The following is an 18,819-nucleotide window of genomic DNA, read 5'->3' as shown; positions in this document are numbered from 1 at the left end:
ACGCTCTGGGCGTCTAGCGTCCAACTGGTGGCTCGAGGGGTCCCGGCTTCTCCTTGCTGGTTTCAACCGTCGGGTCGATCAACCCCAAAATCGTGGGCTGCGCGCTGCCGATACGGGCCGATCCGGAACAATCGGGACCAGGGTCGATGGTGCCTGAGTAGGTGGGACTGATGCTGCCGAAGATGTACTGGCCGTCGTAAATCACAACCCGAATCGAAGCGTTTGTGCCGACAGCTCCCGCCGGCCTCGCGTACCCCTTCCAGCGACCGTCGCTCCCCGTGGTGAAGTTTGCGAGTACGAACCATCCGCCACTGCCGGTGTTGAGCTGCTGGATCGAGCCTGTTCGGCCGCCATAGTTGATCAGCCCGTGTGGTGCGATCGCGTAACGCTGTGCGTAGACAGCTGCAGTATTGCCGGCGCACCAGTCTTCCTGACTTACCGGGACTGCCTCCACGTTTGACATCATGCGGATGTCGGTGGTTGGTGTGTTCTGGGGAACGGTGGCTTGGATCTGTTGGTTCGATCCGGTCGCGCTCGGAGTGCGCCCGCTGGTGGCGAGAGTGGTGTCGCCGGGTGTTGTGGCTCCGGTGGGTTGCCAAGTCCACGGGGCCAGGCTTGTGTTGTCGTAGACGTGCCACGAGGCCGGTCGGTCGAAGTTGAAATAGGCCTTCTTCATCACGACGCCATCGGCTCGCTTGGCCTCCCAGCTCGCGTGGGTCACGCCAGCGGCGGCGCAGTCCGCGCCGAGCGTAAATGTCGGCTTCATATGCGGGGAAGAGATCGCCACACGTGATGGCACATTGAGGGTGCATGACGCGGCAGCGGCACGCTGTCCGGCCGCCTCGCTTGACGGTACGTTGGCGCTCAGAATGCCGGCCGTGAGCAACACCGCGACCGGAACCACGACCTGGGGCCGCGACCACAACCTCACACGGCTAAAGCCCCAAATCATCTGCTTCCTCCTCCAGATTGACCCAAGACAGCTCGTTCTCGGTGAATTCGGGCCGCCAGTCAGGACTGTTGCCGCGAAGTCCGTCGACGGTTGCGGTCAGCAGAGTCTCGATCGTCGGGTATTCGTCGTAGGGCCCCAACGGCGAGTCGGTGCGGATGACAGTAAGGTCGCCGCTACCGCCAGGACTCACCGCAAGGTGGTATCCCGAAAGGTCGAACGCGAACGGAATGAAGCTGGGCTGCCCCCAGATCTCGGACTGCCGCTGACACCACTCGTAGCGGACAAGTGCGTCTTCGACAGCCAGCGGGTACCACTCGGCGATGAACGAGAAGCCGCCAGATCCGCGAGTCGTCGTGCCGGCATGAACCCGATACAGGTCCAGCAGCGGCTGCGGCAGCTCGCCCGCGGTCGCGGTCCAGCTAGCGACCTCGTCAGGTGTGATCGGTGGGCGCAGGTCGGCCAGGATGCGAGGGCTGCGCTGCTCGAGCACTGCCTCGATATCCTGCCAGTCGGACTCGATGCTCATCGCTGCTCCTAATACGGGTAGACACGGAACGTGTCCAACTCAAGGATGCGGTCCGCGAGGTACCAAGCGCCCCGTTTTCCTCCTTCGGTCGAATTCTGCGTCGCGTCAAGAAACCTGACCGAGTAGTTGGTCTCCGGGTCGTTGAAGCTCCCTTCGTACGTCGACGCGAACGGGTACTCGTCACAAGAATCATCCGACAGCGGCGAGCTGAACCACTTCCTGCACTGGTAGACGGAGCGGCGGCGGCCATCGTCGTGTGCGCACCCGCCGCCCCATTCCACGGAGCCGTAGCAAGCACGGCCGGCGTTGTTGCTGCCGGCACCGGAATCGCCAAAGCCGTTGACCAATGCACGAGCCCCAAGGGAGCGTGCGCCCAGGTTGTCGTCAATGCCGCCATCGACGTCGTCGGCCTCACCGGCATCGGCGGAGGCGTCATAGCCGCCGGAGCCGTAGGAAGGACCGCCACCAAGGAGGTCGGCGGACTTGCCGACCACGTGATCATCGTGCGCGGCGGCACCAGTGACGTCCCCCTGGAGAAGTCAACCGCCGGCGAGATCCGCGCAGGTGGAGGCTCTGTAGAAGTTGCGCCAGAATTGACCCGCAGCGGCGTCATGAACAAGCAGCACGTCAACGTTTGCCTCGGAAACGCGCCATGCCCCTCCGGACTGCTTCAGCCGAACCCCGTGCCCAAGAGCGGACGAATCCAATGACCGAATGGCTCCCCATCCGATACCGCGACTTCAACGACATCCCAAGAGCCGTCGTCGTCAAGTGGCACAACCAGCTGTACCTACTCGACAGCCCGTTCGACCCAGCGACCGACGACTATCCCGACACGTACGAGATCTACACACTTCCCCACGACCTTGAGGAGCAGATCGACAGCATCTCCTGGACCGACCTCGCCCATCACGGAACGCACGCCGGAACCGCACCGACATCAGCAGTCGAGTTCGACCAAAGTCGCCGGCGCCTGATCAACGCCGACATCTTCCAAGAAATCCTGGGTGCCGAAGGGCCATCGACAACCAGATGACGCCACATCTGCCGAGGCAACGATGTCGACGGCAGTTCGACAGCGGCGAAGTCGAGCGCCCAGCTAGCGAACCTCAGGGGGCGCTACACCGGTCAGAATCTGCCGCGCCGCTCGTGCATTAGCGTGTGCACCCGATAGTGAGTAGACACCGCGCTAGCCATATAAATCACTCTTCCGCGTCGAGGTCAGGAAGGCTCATCGGCAGCCAGGCATGGCCCACAGCTCCTGCCTGATCTCGCGCAATCCGAGGGCACGCAAAACAGACGGCAAGGCTCCGTTCGTACTGCGCCAACCGGAGCGAACGACTACGATCCGAGGATGTTGCCTGAGCCGGTTCCGATCGTTCGTCGTCGGGAGAATGTGGTGTTCTCGAACAGGTTCGGCGAGTTGTACAACGACGAGGTCGAGGGGCCCTCGGGGGATCGCGGCAACTATCTGCGATGGCGGTGGAGTGCCCGTGGTGTCGTCGTCGCGGCGCGGAGTTCGAAGGGAACGTTGTTTGTGCCCGCCTATCGGTATCCGCCGGGCTTGGTTTCGCTTGAGCTGCCGCGAGGTGGCTGGGAGGTTGAGGAGAGCCTGGAGGAGGCGGCGTGCCGGGAACTGCTTGAAGAGTCGGGGTACGTCGGTAGTCAGGTGACCGAGCGTGGGCAGATCTACCCCGATACAGGGCTGATCGAGAATGCGGTGACGGTAGCCGAGGTGGTTATCGACGAACCGGATCTGAATGTCGGCGAGCAACGCGCCGAGGTGATGGAGTCCGTGGCAGAGGCCGTCTGGCTGAGCGACGACGAGGTACTGCGCAAGGTCGCCAACGGGGAGCTGACGTGTTCGATCAGCATTGCGGCGTTCACGATGTGCAGGCTGGCTCACTGACGCGGCAGGACGACTCGTTTCAGCAAGCCTGCGCCGTCCCGCCGGGCGTCAGCACGCTGGACCAGGTCGGCCAGGTCAGCAGCACCCCGATCCCTCCGGGCGCCGCCGACATCGCGGGCCATCGAGGCGCCGATCGTGATGAGCTGGGCAACGAGCGACAACCGGCCAGGGAGGCCGCCCGACTGAACGTCGAAGCCGACACAGAGCCCGCTCGAAACGGCGGTGAACTTCACTGCCTTCCAGAGCCGAACCCGGGCCGGCCGGCGCCTGAGCTCGTACAACGCAGCTAAGTCTCCGCCCTCTGCCAGCTCCAAAGCCGCTGACTCGAGCCGCCGGACCAACTCGTCGAGGGCCGCGTACAGGACCTTCAGGTTCGGCTCGACGCCGGCCTCGATCTTCCCCAACTGGTCCTTGACCGTCTGGCTGGCGGGCAGCTCGGCCGCCGCCATAACGGCCGCCACCGGCAGCTTCGCGAGCGCCTCCGGACGCAGGACCCAGGTCCGCACGGCCCCGATCTCGGTCGGCTCGCTGAACGACAGATAGGCGAACGGACTGCTCAAGCTCGTCGCTGAATCCGCGACCGGCATCCCGAGCGCGTTCGGCAGACCCATCCGGTACTCGATACCGACCAGTCTGTCTACCAGGTCGTACGTCGGCCTGTCGACCTCGCGCAGCCGCTTGCGCAGGTCGTTGTACAGCAGCGGCTCCCGCGCCTCCGCCCACCTGCGCACAGCTGCCAACTGGTGCGGATCAGGGCTCCGGGCGGCGACCTCCGAAAGCCGCAGCAACGAGTTCGCCTTGAACTCCGCCGCGACCGCAGCCGGGTCCCACTCCCACACCTCCGCCGCAATCTCGTCGAGAAACGCGGCATACTCGGCCGGCGGTACGCCAACCACATCCCCCGCCGCATGCACGGCCCGCACCTCGGCCAGCGTCTGACCCGCTCGCTTTGCGATGACGAGGTCGCCCCGCCCGAGCAATGGCGCGATGTCGCTGTCGGCCGACGGCGTACCCGACTCATCAGTCAACAGCGCGCGGAAGGCCGGGTTGTTGAGCGCCTGCGAATCACCGATCACCAGGCGCGGTGTGAATAGCAGGTGGAGCAACAGACAAGCCCGCAGGTCCGGACGCTCCTCCGGTGCGACCGGATCGTGCGGATCACCTTCGGCGAAGTACGTCGCCCTAACCGGTTCGTCCCAGATCATCCCCACCACCCCCTCCCCATATCGCCGGAGTTCGGTCCGCGTTACGTGCGATCTGCCAGCATTTGGTCCAAGATGATGAGCGCCGTGCCTTAGTGCATCGTGATCGCTCTCATGCCTCTGGATCGCCGCGACGACGAAACTGGCGACGGCGATCGCATCGTGGCCGATGACTGTCGGGCAGTATCCGGTGCCTGCACAATGGAGAGTCCCCGTTGCGCACCGGAATTGCTCACCAACTCTCATTCATTACGGTGAGTAAAACGGTGAGCCATCGACACCGGTCCCCCTCGAAGAGAGGACCTGAGTGGCAGCGCGCCCGGCTGGCAGAGATCTATCGGGGCCGATCAGCTCCAGACGGTGCAGCGTCCGGGCGGGCGATGGTGGCCCTTACCGCCGGGGTGTCCGCCCGTACCTGTCGGGCCACATCAAGCGAGCGATCCGCCTGGTCTCCGGCGCGGCGTGCGCTGGCGCTACCCATGCCTGCCCGCCGCGCAATGGGCTGCTGATGCTGGCGCTGTCGGTGCTGCGGTAGCTCACTCGGTCGCCGCGACGATTGTCCGCGTACTTCCCCTGAGGGTCGTACACCTTGCGGCCCCCGGATCCGGCCTACTCGGCAGGCGCAGGCGGTAGCCGCGCAGCACTCTGCTCCTCGTGGTCGACAGAGCCGGAGTCGTCGTTCTCCACCTGGGCGCAGCGGTCCTTCAGCGGCCTGGTTGTCGTCGTACCTCTGCTGGCCGCGATCAGCGGTATCCGCTCCTGGATCGCCCGAACCGGGCACCGCGACGGGTGACAGCCACTCGCGATCGGACGCGCTACGCGTTCTCACTCGTCTACCACCCTCAGCTGTACGGGGTCTTGCCCGTAGTAGCAGCCGTACGAGCTGCGGGTGTCGCCGCCGCACTCGTCGCACGCGAAGTACTCGCGCTTCTCGTCCTCGTCCATGGATCCCTCGTGCCACCACCCCGAGCACTGGCCGTTGTAGCAGCTGCGGCCGGTGCCAACCGCGCACCGTCTACGCGTTCGCCTGTCTGAACAGCGGCGACCGCAAACTCCTCACCGTCCAGCTCGCCCAGTTCGCACGCGACACCGATCCGCAGTAACTGCCGGCACTCGTCACCGACCAGCTCACCGCCAGGGTGGCAGTGGGCCACGACCGCCTACGGCGCAGGGTGGGTCTGCTGGCAGACCAACTGCGAGTCGGCGCCAGCCACGCTCGAGGCTTCGCGGTGACCGGCGAACAACCGCCCGCCACAGACGAGCTGACCTGTGCCGACGTCGAGGAGGCCTGCGCGGGCTTGTGTTAGGTCCGGTACCCGAGCCGGTCAGTGAACTGCGCTGCCCGCTGTGCGGGAGCGTCCGGCCACTCGGCTACCGCCGAACAGTCGGACGCCCGTACAAGGCCACAGGCCTCCCGCTGATCGCGGAGTACCGCTGCCGCAGCTGCGACGAGGTCAGCGCGCCTGCTACAGGCTGTCGCCGCCGGTCGTCTGCCGGCCGGGGTCGATGGTGATGGGTGTGATGGTGATGTCGTAGTCCTCGGTCGCCTCGTCGACGATTGCGTCGTAGTGAGCTGGACGGCCTCGTGCGAGAACCCGGACGAGGTGAAGCCCTGGGGATTCGGCGGTATAGGCGAGAGCGCCGCCGCCTTCCGGCGTCATGGACAGGAGGTAGAGATCCGAGGTGACGTCAATAGCGATCCGCTCACCGATCTCCCAGCCAGCAACTGCCGTTTCCAGGCTTGGTGGTGGATCCTGCGTGATGCGAACGGTGACGTTGACGGGTCCCGGAGCGCACCCGGTAGTGACGACGACGGCTGGCCCTTTCCGATCGAGTGCGAGCAGGGGGCCGGCTTCAGCCGGGTCGACGACCGGATCGAAGCCGGGCGGTGCCAGACAGAACTGGTGATAACCGGCTTCGACTTGCTGGCTCAGCTGCTGCCCCATCACCCGATGAACCCTACCTGGAAGGGGTCGTGGGCGAGCATGCGCTGGCTGCGGTAGAAGCCGACCGCATTCGTCCGATAGCAGCGCCGGGCGGGCCCCGACCAACGCGGTCCAGATTGATCCAAACCGCTGATGGCCGGGCCTACCGCCGTCGCGAGGTCACGGGTCGCGTGGGTGAGCCAGTGAGAGGTCCTCCTGTCATCCAGCACGGTGGAGCGAACCGCCGCCGCGGTCGTCGAGTTGGTTCCCACGTAACCGGCCGGGTGCTGACGGGACTTTCGGCTCTGTGGCCGCGTGGTCTGTTGGATCAAGCTCGATGGTGAGAATCGGTTGATCAGGAGGGACCGGGATGGCGACGACGATCGGTGGGCCTGCAATTCTTCGACCGTTCCCTCAGGTCGGTAGTTATCCGACGCACCATTGTGTCACCGGCTCGCTGAAGCACGTCTACGACTTCCACGGCTACCGCATCAGCGAGGAACTCCTGTTCGGCCTGGGTGCGGGGCTGGGGTTCGTGTACTTCCACTTCAAGGACACCGATCCCTTCTACGGCGGTCGCGCCAACAACGCGAGCGCCCGGGTGGAAGGGCTGGAGAAGACAGCCGGCCGACGTACGGGCGTCGCGGTCGAATCGCATGCCACCTCCAGCGCCCGCGTCGCGCAAGCCGAGCTCCGGCAACTTCTCCAGGAAGGCGAGCCGGTGCTCGTGTATCTCGACATGGGATTCCTGCCGTACTTCGACCTACCGGCCGGCTACCACTTCGGCGGTCATGTGGTCGTCGTGGCCGGCTACGAGCCGCAGACCGGGCAGGTCCTGGTCGCGGACCGGGACCAGGAACTCCATCCGGTCGACTGGGACGTACTGGAAGAGGCGCGGGGATCGACGTACCGGCCGTTCCCGCCACGGCACACCTGGTACACGTTCGACTTCAGCAGGGCACGCGAACCTCGCCCGGCCGACGTGTGCGCCGCGATCACCGAGGTGTGTGACGGCATGCTGGCCCCACCGATCAACAACCTCGGTGTACGCGGGATCCGGAAGGCGATCCGGGAGACCATGCGATGGCCGGAGCTGCTCGACGTCGAGGCCCTCCGCCGTACCTGCTTCAACACCGCCCTCATGATCGACGCTCGCGGCGGTACCGGCGGCGGCATCTTCCGGTACCTGTACGCACGCTTCCTCGACGAAGCCGCGATCATCACCGGCGAAGACAGGTACACCGAGCTGGGCAACGAACTGCACGCGATCGGCGACCGCTGGGAAGACGTCGCCGCCACCTTCGCCGCCGCGGCCGAACTGGGCAATCCTGCTGACTTCCTCGGTTCTGCGGTCACACCGATGCACGAGATAGCCGACCGCGAACAGATCCTCTGGCAGCGGCTGAAGGCGCTGACCGCGAACCAGGCCTGAAGGAGGCGCCCAGTGGAGACGAATGATGACCGGCGAGTACCGCCACGAGACCGTCACACCCACGTTCCTCGCCACCCCTCGCCGAGGCCGCGTGGTCGTGGCCAAGCTGATCGCCTACGCCATCGCAGGTATCGGTTTCGGCTGTGTCAGCGTGCTCGCGACGATCGCACTGGCCCTGCCCTGGCTGTCGGCGAAGAACATCGATGTCTCCCTCACCGCCAACGGCCTTCCACGAACGCTGATCGGTGCCGTCAACGGGACCACCCTCGCCGTCCGCCGCGACGTGACCTGACACCGAAGCAGAGCTGATCATGAGCGAACAAACCCCACTACCCAAAGCCGTCGCATTCGCTGCGGTCGCGCGGAGCGTCGCCACCACAGCGCGCCTCCTCACGCAACGACGTATCCACCACCGGCAAGGAAACGTCGGCAACCACCTCCGGTTCGCCGACGGCACCGAGGGCCGGGTGTACCGCGAGACCGTGGTCGATCGAGCGGCCGTCACGGAGCCCTGCGTGTTGGTTGTCGCGTTCCGGCTGTACGGAGTACACGGCCGGGGGCACGCACTCTTCCGGTGGGAGTCACTACTCAACACTCCCCTGTTCGTCGGCTTTCCCGGCTTCGTCTCGAAGCTGTGGCTCGCGAACGACGCCTACGGGGTCTACCGCGGTGTGTACGAATGGGACGGCCCTGACGCCGCAACGGCGTACGCCCGCGCGCTGTGGCGGGTGCTCGAACTGGTGAGCGTACGGGGCTCGATCCGCTATCACGTGGTACCCGGTCTACACCGCGACCAACTGCTCGCCGACCCGCACCTGTTGCCTCCCGTCCTGCCTGCTGCCAACGACACCTGGTGGCGACCGGTCGGCCTCACCGCGCCTGAAGCCCCAGGGCGGGTCTCGTCACCGGCTCGAGTGCGGCGCCGACGGTTGGACGGCCGAGTCCACGATTGACCAGCCTCAGCACCTGCGTCGTGGCCTTGCTCAGCTCGGCAACCTGGGCATCGGACAGGATGTCGCAGATCCAGTTCCAGTGCAGCGAGACCACATCACCGGGCCGTCCACCGCGCGCCAATCGATAACCACGTGAACCTGCGAGCATCCGCCGTACGACGGGTTCACCGAGCCGGAGCCTGCCGTTGTCGTAGTGCAGGGGCTGCGTACGGACATCGGCCGCCTCGCCGTCAACCGCAATGACAGTGCCCCAGGAGATCCGGCAACTGTCCAGCACCCGCAACGGCTCCGCCGCCGGACCGGCCCGCAGCAATCCGGTCCACGGGTAGACGGCGAACACGTGGAAGTTGTGGTGCGGCCGACCACCGAGCAAGGCCAACCGGACCGGATCGCGGAGCACGTGATCCCGTCGGTCGAAGCGGTCGCTCAGGTGCGCCGCCAGCAACCTCCCCGGCACCTTGCCGAGCAGGCGGTTGCCGACCCAGTACGCCTCGACTACCTCGGGATCGAGCGGGTCCCGGCCCGACGCGGCCGCGATCAGCGAAAGATACGGCCACGCGCCGAGGAAGCGGTGGGCGATCGCCGCCAGACCACGGTCCGACACACCGCTGCCGGCGTACTCCAGGAGCTCTCCGGAGTCGTCCGGACCACAGTAGCCGAGCGCGTTCGGCGGATACGCGTACCGCGCGAACAGCAGCGGACCCGCTGTCATCGGGCCAGAACCGGCGTACGGCGTGATCGCGCAACTGTGACGAGCCCAGCGCCTGCGGCGAGCAGCGCGATGCCGACACCGGCCTGCGGTGTGACAACCGTCCCCTTCACGATCGCGTCGAGGGCAGCGGTGATGACCACGGCGACCACGAGGACGGCGGTCACGTCCACTGCGGGGGCCAGCGCCAGAGCGCGGTACCACGTCGCGACGTACCCGGCCAGCAGGAGCCCGGTGAGCAAAGCCCATCGCCAGCCCTCCGCCGTCAGCCCGATCAGCGCCGACCAGTGACCGCTGACCGCTACCCAGCCGACAAGCAGCACAACGCCGAGGCCCATCCGCGCGACCGCAAGCACATCCGGCGGAACCGCGCCGACCAGCTTCTTCACGACGATCACTTCAATTGCCCACAGCAACGTTGCGCCCAGGATCATCAGCTCGCCGCTGCCGAAGCGGAACCCGGCCAACCCGCCGCCGAGCACCGCCTGACCGACGATCAGGAAGCCGATCGCGGCGTAGTGCAAGAGCCCGAGCCGCTCACCCAGAAGAGGTACGGCAAGCAACGCCACCCATACCACCAGGGTCTTGTGCACAAACGCCGCATGCGTCGACGACGCCCGCGCGAGACCGCTGAAGAACAACACGAACGGCACCGACCCGCCGACGACAGCGATGGAGAGCAGGCCGATCCACCGTCGCCGGGACAGCTGGACAGCAGGCCCGAACCTACGGGAGCCGACCAGCACAACGAGCAGTACGACGGCGGCGACCAAGTTCTTGGCGGTCGTGTAGACGGTCGCATCCCGCACCACGCGGACGCCGTACGAATTGACGAACACGGACACCCCGCTGATCACAGCCGTCCCGAACGCGAGCGCGAGTCCCTGGGCCCTGGATCCTGTCATCGCTCCCCCTCATCGCTGTCTTCGGCCCGATTGATCGCGTACCCGGCATGCACCAGCACGACGTCTCCCACCAACGCGTCGGGCAGAAACGCGAAACAGACCTGGCGGGGACCCTCTGAGGTCTGTACCGTGCCGGTCGGCGCCGCCGGCGGAGCATCCGCGTCGAGATCGAGCACCCGGCCCACGATCCCGATACACATGTCAGGGAACCTCGACGCGGGCGCGGGAGGCACGCGGGTCTCGCATCCGGAGAAGAGAGGTACCGATGCCGTAGGTGAGGAAGTGGTCCTCCGGGAAGATCTCGACGATCCGGCAATTCGACAGGCGCTCGGCCGGCACCAGCCTGGCCAGCTCCGTCGACAGCGATCCCAGCGCCGGCGCACCGACCGGATGCACGACGGCCCGCGCGTGGAAGCTGATCGTCGCCGGCGGAATCGGCAGCAGCAACGACAGCAGGCCGCCGCGACGTACCGGCACGGTCACAGCGACCTGATCGGTCGCCGGGATGTGCAGGGCCTTCCAGCTGTCCGGGGCGACCGCGACGTACAACCGGCGCGGGCCGGCCACGTACACAACACCGCTCGATCGCGGCTGCCCGGTCGGGGTGACGTAACTCAGTACGGCGAACGACCGCTTCGCGATCGCCTGCCAGACCTCTTCACCCGTCAGCTCCGGGCCCTTCACGCCATCCGTACTGCTGTCGGTCGTCACCGTCGCCGCTAGCCGCTCGCTGTCCATCGTCATCGGCCACCCTCTTCGTCGATGCCCAGAGTCAAACAGCTCGCCCCACATCGCGGGCAGGGCCGAAAGTCCCTTCCCGGCCCGGCCTAGCTCGCTCCGGCCACGTCGTAGCCGGTGATGATGCCGACGAGTCGTGCGCCGTCCACCACGAGGGCGATCTGGTCAGCGGTGCGGAGCAGCCGCCGGAGTTCGGCGAGAGGCGTTCGCGGGGTGACGACCGGGACCTGCTCCAACGGGATCTGGATGTCGCCGAGCGTGGTGGTCGACCGTACGTCGGCCGGTACGGACGCTATCCGGGCCATGCTCACGACTCCGGTCGGAGCATCATCCGGACCGACGATCGGGAAGACGAGCTGCTGCGCGCCCAGCGCAAGGGTGACGAACTGATCGATCGGAGTCGACCGACTCCCGGTGAGCTCTGCGGGTCGCACGAGTTGAGCTGCGGTCGTGCCATGCGCTTTGGCTTGTCTGCCCTCACCGACTGCGGCGAGCACGATCACATAGCCGACAGCGATCAGCCAGAACCCTCCGGCGTCGCCGTTGACCAGCTGCAGGACACCGGCCGCGCCCACGACTCCGCCGACCACCCGGCCGGCGAACGATGCGCGCACCGTGGCCCGATCGGCATCGCCGGACCAATGCCAGAGCAGGGCACGCAGTACCCGCCCGCCGTCCAGCGGAACGCCGGGCAGCAGGTTGAACACACCGAGAGCGACGTTCATGACCGCGAGCCACCACACCGAGGATTCGACGAGGTCCGGAGCACCAGCGGCTCGCAGCAACAGGCCCGCGCCGCCACCCAGCAGCCCGAGGCCGAAGCTGGTGGCCGGACCCGCGGCCGCGATCAGAAATGCTGCTCGCGGCGTGGCCGGGTCGCCTCCCAGCACGCTGACTCCACCGAGCATCCACAGCGTGATGCGCTGCACCGGCAGGCGATATCGGAGCGCGACCAGCGCGTGCGCGAGCTCATGGGCGAGTAGCGATGCGACGAACACCATCGCGACCAGCACCGCCGTCGACCAGTACGCCACGGCGGAACGGCCTGGGACGAGCTCGGGCAGCGCGGTCGAGGCCAGGATGTTGCTGACGATGACCACCATCAGCAGCACCGACCAGTGCGCGCCGACCGGAATGCCGGCGATCCGGCCGAACCGGACCGTCTCGTTCATTGCCACCCCCTACTCAGACGATGCCCGCCGAGAGCCGGATGGACAAGCCGGGTCGTTCAGGGCGAGTTCGCTCAGTACGGCGTCGACGAGTCTGGGTAAGGCCGTGGCGACAGGGGCCGAGAGGTTGGTGCCGAACGAGACATCCTCTGCCTCCACTGCGTAGACGACGAGGCGCTGCGGGAGACGGTCCAAGACCTGTGCGAGACGAAGTGCGTCAGGGATGCCAAGACTGTGCGAGCCGGCTGAGTGCGTATGCGGCTCGGCGTCGTCGGGCGCCGGGTGCTGGTGGAGGGGCCTGTCGAGGGGTACTTCGGTGCGGTAGAACTCGCCAGGTGTCGACGGATCGCACAAGACCGCGTCAACGATGACTGCGAGGGGTACGCCGGCCCAGTCGTCGAGCAGTCGTGCGGGTTCGCCGTCGGAGACGAGCAGCTTGACCGCGGGGAGCCAGTGGTCTTCGAGGGCGGTGATCAATGCGGGGCCGATGCCGTCGTCGCGGCGGTACTCGTTGCCGACGCCGATCACCACGGCCCTCGTCACTGCCGCTCCACGGTGAGGTCGAGGAAGTGTGTCGAACAGGAGATACACGGGTCGTAGTTCCGGATCGTCTGCTCGCACAATCCGGTCAGCCGCTCATCGCCGAGCTGCAGGTTGGCCGACACCACCCGGCGCAGGTCGTCCTCGATCGCCGCCTGGTTCTGCGCAGTCGGCGGCACGATCGTCGCCGACCGGACCAGCCCGTCGTCCCCGATTCCGTACCGGTGGTACAGCAACCCCCGCGGCGCCTCGCTGACCCCGTGCCCTACTCCGTCCTGAGCCGGTACGGCGACGTACGACGGCTCCGGCGGCTCGTATGACTCGATCAGCCGCAGCGCCTCCTCGACGGCGTACACGGTCTCGATCGCGCGGACCACGATGCTCCGGAACGGGTTGCGGCACTCGCTCCCGAGCCCCACCTCGACCGCGAGCCCGAGCGCCAGCGGCGACAGCTGGGAATGGTTGAGCGTGTAGCGCGCCAGCGGTCCGGTGAGATAGCGGCCGCCGTCGAGACTGGCGTGCAGGGCGGTCGAGTGCGGCACGTGCTCCTCGACGACATGGTTGCTGAAGGCATCGACCTCGAAGGAAGGGCCCGCGCTTCGGCGCAACGTCGTACCGCCCTCGATCGCGTAGCGCGCCGGGTCGTACACCGCGAGCAGCTCGTGATCCAGTTCCACGTCGGGGAAGTCGAAGCCGGCCACCCAGTGCACCGTTGCAATCGCAGCGTCCAGTGCCGGACGCAACTGCTCGGCCAACCGGTCGAGCTGGGCGCGGCTCGGCGCCGCATAGAACCCACCGACGCGGACGTTGATCGGGTGGATCGCCCGGCCGCCGACCAGCTCCAGGATCGCGTTGCCGGCCTTCTTCAGCATCAGCCCGCGCTCGACGATCTCCCGATGATCGGCCGCCAGCGCGATCGCGTCCGGGTAGCCGAGGAAGTCCGGTGCGTGCAGCAGGTAGACGTGCAGCGTATGGCTCGAGATCCACTCACCGCAGTACAGCAACCGCCGCAGCTCCCGGATCGCGCCGCCGATCCGCACACCGCAAGCGTCCTCGATCGCGTTGCACGCACTCGTCTGGTACGCGACCGGGCAGATGCCGCAGATCCGCGCGGTGATGTCCGGCGGCTCGGTGTAGCCCCGGCCGCGCAACAGCGCCTCGAAGAATCGCGGCGGCTCGTAGATCTGCAGGTCCGCGCGCTCCACCTCACCGTCTCGGACGATGACGTGCAGCGCGCCCTCCCCCTCGACCCTGGCGAGTGAGCTGACCTTGAGCTGCCGTGCACGATGACTCACGACGACCAACCTCCGGACGCTGCGTTGAACGTGAGGAACACCCGGTCCACCTCACCGTCCGACATCCCTGCCGCTCGCAACCGCGGAATCAGCGCGGCCACGTTCGGCTTCGTCATCGGCCCGAAGCAGCCGAAGCATCCCCGCCGGTACGCCGGGCACAGCGCGCCGCACCCCGCGTGCGTGACCGGTCCGAGGCACGGCGTACCCTCGGCGACCATCACACAGGTCAGCCCGCGACGCTTGCACTCGGTGCAGACCGAGGTATCGGGCAGGTCGGGCTTGCGGCCGGCCAGGAACGCGGTCAGTACTTCGAGCAGCTGCCGCCGATCGATCGGGCAGCCGCGCAGCTCGAAGTCCACCTGGACGTGGTCGGCGATCGCCGTCGAGGTGGCCAGAGTCTCGATGTAGTCCGGCCGGGCATACACCACGGATGCGAACTCGGCAACGTCCCCGAAATTCCGCAAGGCCTGGATCCCACCCGCCGTGGCGCAGGCGCCGATCGCCACCAGCACCTTCGACTCGGCCCGGATCCGCCGGATCCGCTCGGCGTCCGCGGGCGTGGTGATCGACCCCTCGACCAGCGTCACGTCGTACGGCCCGGGCTGGACCGCGCTGGAAGCCTCCAGGAAATGGGCGATCTGGACGCGCCCGGCCAGCGCGAGCAGCTCGTCCTCGCAGTCCAGCACGGTGAGCTGGCAACCGTCACACGAGGCGAGTTTGAAGACCGCTAGCGTCGGAGTGTCCATCCCTGCGAGCACACCAGGCGACAAGGCTGCCCACCAGGGACCGCCGACCGAGATGACCGGGACCTTCGGCCCTTGGCCAGTACGGCGGTTCTCGGCACGATCGCGCTATGAACCAGGTGATCGTGCACGGCCTGACCGAGCTGGTCGAGGTGCTGATCGCTGACGGGTACCAGGTCATCGGACCGACCAAGACGGGCAGCGCGATCGAACTGGCCCAACTGACCGACGCCGGCCAGCTGCCCGCCGGCTGGGGCGTCGAGACAGGCCCGGGGTACTACCGGCTGCGGCGGCGCGAGGACGACGCCGTGTTCGCCCACTCCGCCGGACCCCAGTCGTGGAAGACCTTCCTGCACCCCGCGCACCGCAAGCTGTGGTCCACGAATGCAGACGGCTCGTTCGACGCAGCCGACGAGGAGACGCCTCGGTACGCGCTGCTCGGCGTCCGCGGATGCGACCTGGCCGCGATCGGGAAGCTTCGCGAGGTCCTGCATCTCGATGGGTCGTTCCAGGCCCGGCACCAGGCGTTGTTCGTCGTCGCCGTGAACTGCACGGAGCCCGGTGAGGTGTGCTTCTGCGCCTCGATGGGCACGGGACCGGCGGCCGGACCTGGCGCGGACCTGACTCTCACCGAGATGGCCGATCACTTCGTCGCCGAGGCCGGCAGCGAAGCCGGGCTCGAGGTACTCACGCGGATCGTCCACCGAGCCGCGACCGACGACGAGACAGCCGGGGCGCACACAGCAGTTGAGGCAGCAGCTCATCGGATGGGGCGTGCGATGCCGGAGGTGGACCTGCGAGCGCTGCTGGTGGACAGCCGCGAGTCGTCACACTGGGCGGACGTCGCCGAGCGGTGCCTCACCTGCGGCAACTGCACGATGGTCTGCCCGACCTGCTTCTGTACGACGACCGAGGACGTCACCGACCTCACCGGCGACCACGCCGAACGCTGGCAACGCTGGTCGTCCTGCTTCGAACTCGACTTCTCCTACCTGCACGGCGGCAGCGTCCGTACCTCTGGTGAGAGCCGCTACCGGCAGTGGATCACCCACAAGCTCAGCACCTGGTACGACCAGTTCGGCGGCTCCGGCTGCGTCGGCTGCGGCCGCTGCATCGCCTGGTGCCCGGTAGGCATCGACCTCACCGAAGAGGTCAGCCGGCTCGCGGAGTCCGCTCATGCCTGACGCAAAGCTCTTCGACGGGCTCACCGCCGACGAACGCGAGGCAGTGGTCCGCACTTCTCGTGACGAGTTCTACGACGACGGTGAGCGCCTGTTCGACGAAGGCGGCCGGGCAGGCTTTTGCTGGTTGATCCGGCACGGCCGCGTCGCGCTCGACACCGCGGTACCTGGCCGCGGTCACGTCGTCGTCGAGACACTCGGTCCTGGCGACCTGCTCGGCTGGTCCTGGCTGATACCGCCGTACCGCTGGCACTTCGGTGCCCGTGCGATCGGTACCGTCGAGGCGACAGCCTTCGATGCGGAACAGTTGCGGGTGCTCGCGGACCAGGATCCTCGACTCGGGTACCTGCTGACGCGACAGCTCCTGGGCGTCGTACTCGATCGGCTGCAGTCCACCCGGGCGCGGTTGCTGGACCTGTACGCCGATCATGGCTGAGCCGATGCTGCCGGTCCGGTACCGGGTCGTCGATCGCGCTGCCGAGACCCGCGACACGGCAACACTTCGGCTGCAGCCGGTCGATCAACGGCTCGCGCCGTTCCGGCCGGGGCAGTTCGCCATGCTGTACGCGCACGGCGTCGGCGAGGTACCGATCTCGATCAGTGGCATCGGCGACGACGGAACCCTGCACCACACCGTCCGGTCGGTCGGCGCGGTCAGCCGGGCCTTGCACGACGCGCAACCCGGAACAGTGATCGGTGTCCGTGGACCCTTCGGTACGACGTGGGCACCCGAAGGTGCTGTCGGCAACGATCTGGTCGTCGTGGCCGGCGGCGTCGGACTGGCACCACTGCGTCCGGTCGTCCAGGCCGCGCTGTCCCGGCGCTCGGCGTACCGCCGGGTGGTGCTGATCGCAGGTGCGCGGACTCCGGACGAGTTCCTGTTCCGCACAGAGCTGGACACCTGGGCCGCACGCGACGACCTCGACATCGAACTCACTGTCGACAGCCCGGCCGCGAGCTGGGACGGTACGGTCGGATTCGTCACCGAGCCGCTCGCCCGGCTGCGGCTCGATCCGGAGCGCACCGTCGCGTTCCTCTGCGGTCCGGAACCGATGATGCGGTTCAGCGCCCGCGTACTGCTCCGCGGACAGGTGCCTGCCGAGCGGATCCACGTGTCGCTCGAACGTTCGATGAAATGCGGGATCGCCCTGTGCGGGCACTGCCAGCTCAGCCCGCTGCTGGTCTGCCGCGACGGCCCCGTCGTCAGCTACACCGTCGCCGAACCCCTACTGGCCGTGCCGGAGTTGTGAACTGAGGGAGCTGATCGATGATGCGCTGGCTGCACGAGTTCGACCGCTGGATGTACCGCGGCGGCCGACCGAACCGAATCGCGCGGGCGCTGAACCGACTCAGCGCGATCCAGTACGCGCGCGGATTCGCCGCGCCCGCGCGAGCCGTCACCCTCGAGGTGACCGGTCGCAAGAGCGGCCGGGTCATCTCGTTCCCGCTGGTTCTCACGCAGTACCACAACGAGCGGTACCTGGTCGCGATGCTCGGCGACCGGACCAACTGGGTCCACAACGTCCGCGCCGCCGACGGACGAGCGGTCCTCCGGCACGGCTACCGCGAAGAGGTAACCCTCGAAGAAATCGACCCCGGAGCCCGTGCCCCGATCCTCCGCCACTACCTCGACCTCGCGCCGGGAGCCCGCGGGCACTTCCCCATCGACCGCCACGCACCCCTCACGGACTTCGAACGCATCGCACCGCAGTACCCCGTCTTCCGCATCACCCACGGACCGAACACACCTGGTTCGTAGCGATAAGAACGTGGTCGGTGAACGCCACCGGTCCCTCACGTGATGACGGAGGCTGCCGGGCGGCGGGGCGAAGGGCGGCCGTCGCGTACTGGTCACTTCCCGACGGGAGCCGACTGGCGTACGTGGGTTTCAGGTGCGGCGGCGGACTTCCGGGGAGGGCAGGGGGTGCGGTGTGGCTGTCATGTCGTCGTACACCCAGGTCAAGCGGTTGTCGACGGCAACGACGCCGTCCACGTCCTGGGTCAGCTTTCCGGCGACATCCGCTGTACTGCGGTGGTCGACCTCGCCGGTCAGCGTCACGACACCGTCCTGTACTCCGATCTCGATCGCGAACGGGTCGTCCCAGAGCGCGTGCACGACCACGTCTCGCCGGATCCGCTGCAGGATCCGGTCGTCCGGTTCCAGGAACGCTTTCAGCAGATCCGACCTGGTGACGATTCCCGCGAGTTCCTCGTCGTCATCGGTGGTGACGACCAGCCGGGTGATACCGCGGGCCGCCATCAACCGGGCCGCCTCGGGAATCGTCGCGGTCTGCGCGACGGTGATCGCGGGATGCGACATCACGTCGCCGGCCCGCACTCCCGCCGCCTTGGTCCGCGCCGTACGCCCCCGCAACCTCGTCGAGCGCCGGCGCTGGAACTCTTCCTTCCGGATCAGATCGGTCTCCGACACCACCCCACCGATGCCGCCGTACCCGTTCACCACCGGGACCGCGGTGATGTGATGAGTCGCGAGCACGGAGACGATGTCCTTGTACGGCGTGTCCTCAGTCACGGTGACCACGTCCCGCGTCATCACGTCCGAAACCTTCAGCGGATGCCTCATCTGGGCCCTCCTTCTCACCTCTACCGAACCGCAGGCGAGATCGGCCGGACAGGGCC

Annotated in this window: 23 protein-coding genes; 9 read left to right on the top strand and 14 right to left on the bottom strand. The window is 67.2% G+C overall.

Annotated elements, in window-relative coordinates; genetic code table 11:
* Nucleotides 1-13: 13 nt before the first annotated feature.
* From ACZ5BU_RS21720 to ACZ5BU_RS21710, 3 genes are read right to left on the bottom strand one after another with little or no spacing between them, the layout of a single operon-like run.
* Nucleotides 14-952, bottom strand: a complete 939-nt coding sequence (locus tag ACZ5BU_RS21720) for a hypothetical protein (protein WP_465701440.1) — start codon at nucleotides 950-952, stop codon at nucleotides 14-16.
* Nucleotides 936-1,478, bottom strand: a complete 543-nt coding sequence (locus tag ACZ5BU_RS21715; protein ID WP_465701438.1) for an SMI1/KNR4 family protein — start codon at nucleotides 1,476-1,478, stop codon at nucleotides 936-938. Before ACZ5BU_RS21715 ends, ACZ5BU_RS21720 begins: the two co-directional genes overlap by 17 nt.
* Before the next feature lie 8 nt (nucleotides 1,479-1,486).
* Nucleotides 1,487-1,972: a NucA/NucB deoxyribonuclease domain-containing protein gene (locus ACZ5BU_RS21710; RefSeq protein ID WP_465701436.1), complete on the bottom strand. Its 486-nt coding sequence runs from the start codon at nucleotides 1,970-1,972 to the stop codon at nucleotides 1,487-1,489.
* 212 nt (nucleotides 1,973-2,184) lie between these two features.
* Here ACZ5BU_RS21710 and ACZ5BU_RS21705 point away from each other — a divergent pair, with 212 nt between their 5' ends.
* On the top strand, nucleotides 2,185-2,514 hold the full coding sequence (locus ACZ5BU_RS21705) for a hypothetical protein (protein WP_465701434.1): 330 nt from the start codon (nucleotides 2,185-2,187) through the stop codon (nucleotides 2,512-2,514).
* A gap of 318 nt (nucleotides 2,515-2,832) precedes the next feature.
* Nucleotides 2,833-3,387 (top strand): NUDIX hydrolase, encoded by a 555-nt coding sequence (locus tag ACZ5BU_RS21700; protein WP_465701433.1) that lies wholly within the window; start codon nucleotides 2,833-2,835, stop codon nucleotides 3,385-3,387.
* Here ACZ5BU_RS21700 and ACZ5BU_RS21695 read toward each other — a convergent pair.
* Nucleotides 3,381-4,592: a hypothetical protein gene (locus ACZ5BU_RS21695; protein WP_465701432.1), complete on the bottom strand. Its 1,212-nt coding sequence runs from the start codon at nucleotides 4,590-4,592 to the stop codon at nucleotides 3,381-3,383. The two genes, ACZ5BU_RS21700 and ACZ5BU_RS21695, sit on opposite strands and share 7 nt — an antisense overlap.
* A gap of 1,463 nt (nucleotides 4,593-6,055) precedes the next feature.
* Nucleotides 6,056-6,538: a hypothetical protein gene (locus ACZ5BU_RS21690; protein ID WP_465701431.1), complete on the bottom strand. Its 483-nt coding sequence runs from the start codon at nucleotides 6,536-6,538 to the stop codon at nucleotides 6,056-6,058.
* Nucleotides 6,539-6,884: 346 nt separating this feature from the next.
* On the opposite strand from ACZ5BU_RS21690, the gene ACZ5BU_RS21685 reads away from it, so the two are divergent.
* The 3 genes from ACZ5BU_RS21685 to ACZ5BU_RS21675 are packed head-to-tail and all read left to right on the top strand — an operon-like array spanning nucleotide 6,885 to nucleotide 8,899.
* Nucleotides 6,885-7,946 (top strand): BtrH N-terminal domain-containing protein, encoded by a 1,062-nt coding sequence (locus tag ACZ5BU_RS21685; RefSeq protein ID WP_465701429.1) that lies wholly within the window; start codon nucleotides 6,885-6,887, stop codon nucleotides 7,944-7,946.
* Nucleotides 7,947-7,968: 22 nt separating this feature from the next.
* Nucleotides 7,969-8,238 carry a hypothetical protein gene (locus ACZ5BU_RS21680; protein WP_465701428.1) on the top strand — a complete coding sequence of 90 codons (270 nt, stop codon included), beginning with the start codon at nucleotides 7,969-7,971 and terminating at the stop codon, nucleotides 8,236-8,238.
* 19 nt (nucleotides 8,239-8,257) lie between these two features.
* Nucleotides 8,258-8,899 (top strand): hypothetical protein, encoded by a 642-nt coding sequence (locus ACZ5BU_RS21675; protein ID WP_465701427.1) that lies wholly within the window; start codon nucleotides 8,258-8,260, stop codon nucleotides 8,897-8,899.
* Here ACZ5BU_RS21675 and ACZ5BU_RS21670 read toward each other — a convergent pair.
* The 8 genes from ACZ5BU_RS21670 to ACZ5BU_RS21635 all read right to left on the bottom strand — a co-directional run bounded on the left by ACZ5BU_RS21670 (nucleotide 8,817) and on the right by ACZ5BU_RS21635 (nucleotide 15,001).
* Complete coding sequence (locus ACZ5BU_RS21670) at nucleotides 8,817-9,611, bottom strand: DUF6390 family protein (protein WP_465701425.1); 795 nt, start codon at nucleotides 9,609-9,611, stop codon at nucleotides 8,817-8,819. The genes ACZ5BU_RS21675 and ACZ5BU_RS21670 overlap by 83 nt on opposite strands.
* The gene (locus tag ACZ5BU_RS21665) at nucleotides 9,608-10,513 is read right to left on the bottom strand and encodes a DMT family transporter (RefSeq protein WP_465701424.1); all 906 of its coding nucleotides are present in this window, start codon (nucleotides 10,511-10,513) and stop codon (nucleotides 9,608-9,610) included. Before ACZ5BU_RS21665 ends, ACZ5BU_RS21670 begins: the two co-directional genes overlap by 4 nt.
* Nucleotides 10,510-10,713 carry a HypC/HybG/HupF family hydrogenase formation chaperone gene (locus ACZ5BU_RS21660; protein WP_465701423.1) on the bottom strand — a complete coding sequence of 68 codons (204 nt, stop codon included), beginning with the start codon at nucleotides 10,711-10,713 and terminating at the stop codon, nucleotides 10,510-10,512. The genes ACZ5BU_RS21665 and ACZ5BU_RS21660 overlap by 4 nt, the downstream gene beginning before the upstream one ends.
* A gap of 1 nt (nucleotide 10,714) precedes the next feature.
* Complete coding sequence (locus ACZ5BU_RS21655; RefSeq protein ID WP_465701421.1) at nucleotides 10,715-11,257, bottom strand: pyridoxamine 5'-phosphate oxidase family protein; 543 nt, start codon at nucleotides 11,255-11,257, stop codon at nucleotides 10,715-10,717.
* 83 nt (nucleotides 11,258-11,340) lie between these two features.
* Nucleotides 11,341-12,423 carry a site-2 protease family protein gene (locus tag ACZ5BU_RS21650; RefSeq protein ID WP_465701419.1) on the bottom strand — a complete coding sequence of 361 codons (1,083 nt, stop codon included), beginning with the start codon at nucleotides 12,421-12,423 and terminating at the stop codon, nucleotides 11,341-11,343.
* A 9-nt stretch (nucleotides 12,424-12,432) separates the two neighbouring features.
* Nucleotides 12,433-12,963, bottom strand: a complete 531-nt coding sequence (locus tag ACZ5BU_RS21645; RefSeq protein ID WP_465701417.1) for a hydrogenase maturation protease — start codon at nucleotides 12,961-12,963, stop codon at nucleotides 12,433-12,435.
* Nucleotides 12,960-14,255, bottom strand: coding sequence for a Ni/Fe hydrogenase subunit alpha (locus ACZ5BU_RS21640; protein WP_465701415.1), 1,296 nt, complete (start codon nucleotides 14,253-14,255; stop codon nucleotides 12,960-12,962). Before ACZ5BU_RS21640 ends, ACZ5BU_RS21645 begins: the two co-directional genes overlap by 4 nt.
* Complete coding sequence (locus ACZ5BU_RS21635; RefSeq protein ID WP_465701413.1) at nucleotides 14,252-15,001, bottom strand: NADH-quinone oxidoreductase subunit B family protein; 750 nt, start codon at nucleotides 14,999-15,001, stop codon at nucleotides 14,252-14,254. The genes ACZ5BU_RS21640 and ACZ5BU_RS21635 overlap by 4 nt, the downstream gene beginning before the upstream one ends.
* 107 nt (nucleotides 15,002-15,108) lie before the next feature.
* Here ACZ5BU_RS21635 and ACZ5BU_RS21630 point away from each other — a divergent pair, with 107 nt between their 5' ends.
* From ACZ5BU_RS21630 to ACZ5BU_RS21615, 4 genes are read left to right on the top strand one after another with little or no spacing between them, the layout of a single operon-like run.
* Nucleotides 15,109-16,182 (top strand): 4Fe-4S dicluster domain-containing protein, encoded by a 1,074-nt coding sequence (locus ACZ5BU_RS21630; RefSeq protein ID WP_465701411.1) that lies wholly within the window; start codon nucleotides 15,109-15,111, stop codon nucleotides 16,180-16,182.
* The gene (locus ACZ5BU_RS21625; protein ID WP_465701409.1) at nucleotides 16,175-16,615 is read left to right on the top strand and encodes a cyclic nucleotide-binding domain-containing protein; all 441 of its coding nucleotides are present in this window, start codon (nucleotides 16,175-16,177) and stop codon (nucleotides 16,613-16,615) included. The genes ACZ5BU_RS21630 and ACZ5BU_RS21625 overlap by 8 nt, the downstream gene beginning before the upstream one ends.
* Nucleotides 16,608-17,429 (top strand): FAD/NAD(P)-binding protein, encoded by an 822-nt coding sequence (locus tag ACZ5BU_RS21620; protein ID WP_465701407.1) that lies wholly within the window; start codon nucleotides 16,608-16,610, stop codon nucleotides 17,427-17,429. Before ACZ5BU_RS21625 ends, ACZ5BU_RS21620 begins: the two co-directional genes overlap by 8 nt.
* 17 nt (nucleotides 17,430-17,446) lie before the next feature.
* A complete protein-coding gene (locus ACZ5BU_RS21615) occupies nucleotides 17,447-17,938 on the top strand; it encodes a nitroreductase/quinone reductase family protein (RefSeq protein WP_465701405.1) in 492 nt (163 codons plus the stop codon).
* 129 nt (nucleotides 17,939-18,067) lie between these two features.
* Here ACZ5BU_RS21615 and ACZ5BU_RS21610 read toward each other — a convergent pair whose 3' ends face one another.
* Complete coding sequence (locus tag ACZ5BU_RS21610) at nucleotides 18,068-18,763, bottom strand: CBS domain-containing protein (RefSeq protein WP_465701403.1); 696 nt, start codon at nucleotides 18,761-18,763, stop codon at nucleotides 18,068-18,070.
* Nucleotides 18,764-18,819 lie beyond the last annotated feature (56 nt).

The sequence above is a fragment of the Kribbella sp. NPDC031520 genome (genome assembly GCF_055580825.1).
This window is presented reverse-complemented; position numbering and strand designations above follow the sequence as displayed.

What these genes read in the sequence shown, in the direction of transcription:
- ACZ5BU_RS21635 (WP_465701413.1), bottom strand. Translation starts at nt 15,001, where the DNA reads ATGGACACTCCGACGCTAGCGGTCTTCAAACTCGCCTCGTGTGACGGT.
- ACZ5BU_RS21715 (WP_465701438.1), bottom strand. Translation starts at nt 1,478, where the DNA reads ATGAGCATCGAGTCCGACTGGCAGGATATCGAGGCAGTGCTCGAGCAG.
- ACZ5BU_RS21620 (WP_465701407.1), top strand. Translation starts at nt 16,608, where the DNA reads ATGGCTGAGCCGATGCTGCCGGTCCGGTACCGGGTCGTCGATCGCGCT.
- ACZ5BU_RS21705 (WP_465701434.1), top strand. Translation starts at nt 2,185, where the DNA reads ATGACCGAATGGCTCCCCATCCGATACCGCGACTTCAACGACATCCCA.
- ACZ5BU_RS21680 (WP_465701428.1), top strand. Translation starts at nt 7,969, where the DNA reads ATGATGACCGGCGAGTACCGCCACGAGACCGTCACACCCACGTTCCTC.
- ACZ5BU_RS21610 (WP_465701403.1), bottom strand. Translation starts at nt 18,763, where the DNA reads ATGAGGCATCCGCTGAAGGTTTCGGACGTGATGACGCGGGACGTGGTC.
- ACZ5BU_RS21720 (WP_465701440.1), bottom strand. Translation starts at nt 952, where the DNA reads ATGATTTGGGGCTTTAGCCGTGTGAGGTTGTGGTCGCGGCCCCAGGTC.
- ACZ5BU_RS21650 (WP_465701419.1), bottom strand. Translation starts at nt 12,423, where the DNA reads ATGAACGAGACGGTCCGGTTCGGCCGGATCGCCGGCATTCCGGTCGGC.
- ACZ5BU_RS21695 (WP_465701432.1), bottom strand. Translation starts at nt 4,592, where the DNA reads ATGATCTGGGACGAACCGGTTAGGGCGACGTACTTCGCCGAAGGTGAT.
- ACZ5BU_RS21660 (WP_465701423.1), bottom strand. Translation starts at nt 10,713, where the DNA reads ATGTGTATCGGGATCGTGGGCCGGGTGCTCGATCTCGACGCGGATGCT.
- ACZ5BU_RS21670 (WP_465701425.1), bottom strand. Translation starts at nt 9,611, where the DNA reads ATGACAGCGGGTCCGCTGCTGTTCGCGCGGTACGCGTATCCGCCGAAC.
- ACZ5BU_RS21675 (WP_465701427.1), top strand. Translation starts at nt 8,258, where the DNA reads ATGAGCGAACAAACCCCACTACCCAAAGCCGTCGCATTCGCTGCGGTC.
- ACZ5BU_RS21615 (WP_465701405.1), top strand. Translation starts at nt 17,447, where the DNA reads ATGATGCGCTGGCTGCACGAGTTCGACCGCTGGATGTACCGCGGCGGC.
- ACZ5BU_RS21685 (WP_465701429.1), top strand. Translation starts at nt 6,885, where the DNA reads ATGGCGACGACGATCGGTGGGCCTGCAATTCTTCGACCGTTCCCTCAG.
- ACZ5BU_RS21625 (WP_465701409.1), top strand. Translation starts at nt 16,175, where the DNA reads ATGCCTGACGCAAAGCTCTTCGACGGGCTCACCGCCGACGAACGCGAG.
- ACZ5BU_RS21630 (WP_465701411.1), top strand. Translation starts at nt 15,109, where the DNA reads ATGAACCAGGTGATCGTGCACGGCCTGACCGAGCTGGTCGAGGTGCTG.
- ACZ5BU_RS21700 (WP_465701433.1), top strand. Translation starts at nt 2,833, where the DNA reads ATGTTGCCTGAGCCGGTTCCGATCGTTCGTCGTCGGGAGAATGTGGTG.
- ACZ5BU_RS21665 (WP_465701424.1), bottom strand. Translation starts at nt 10,513, where the DNA reads ATGACAGGATCCAGGGCCCAGGGACTCGCGCTCGCGTTCGGGACGGCT.
- ACZ5BU_RS21655 (WP_465701421.1), bottom strand. Translation starts at nt 11,257, where the DNA reads ATGACGATGGACAGCGAGCGGCTAGCGGCGACGGTGACGACCGACAGC.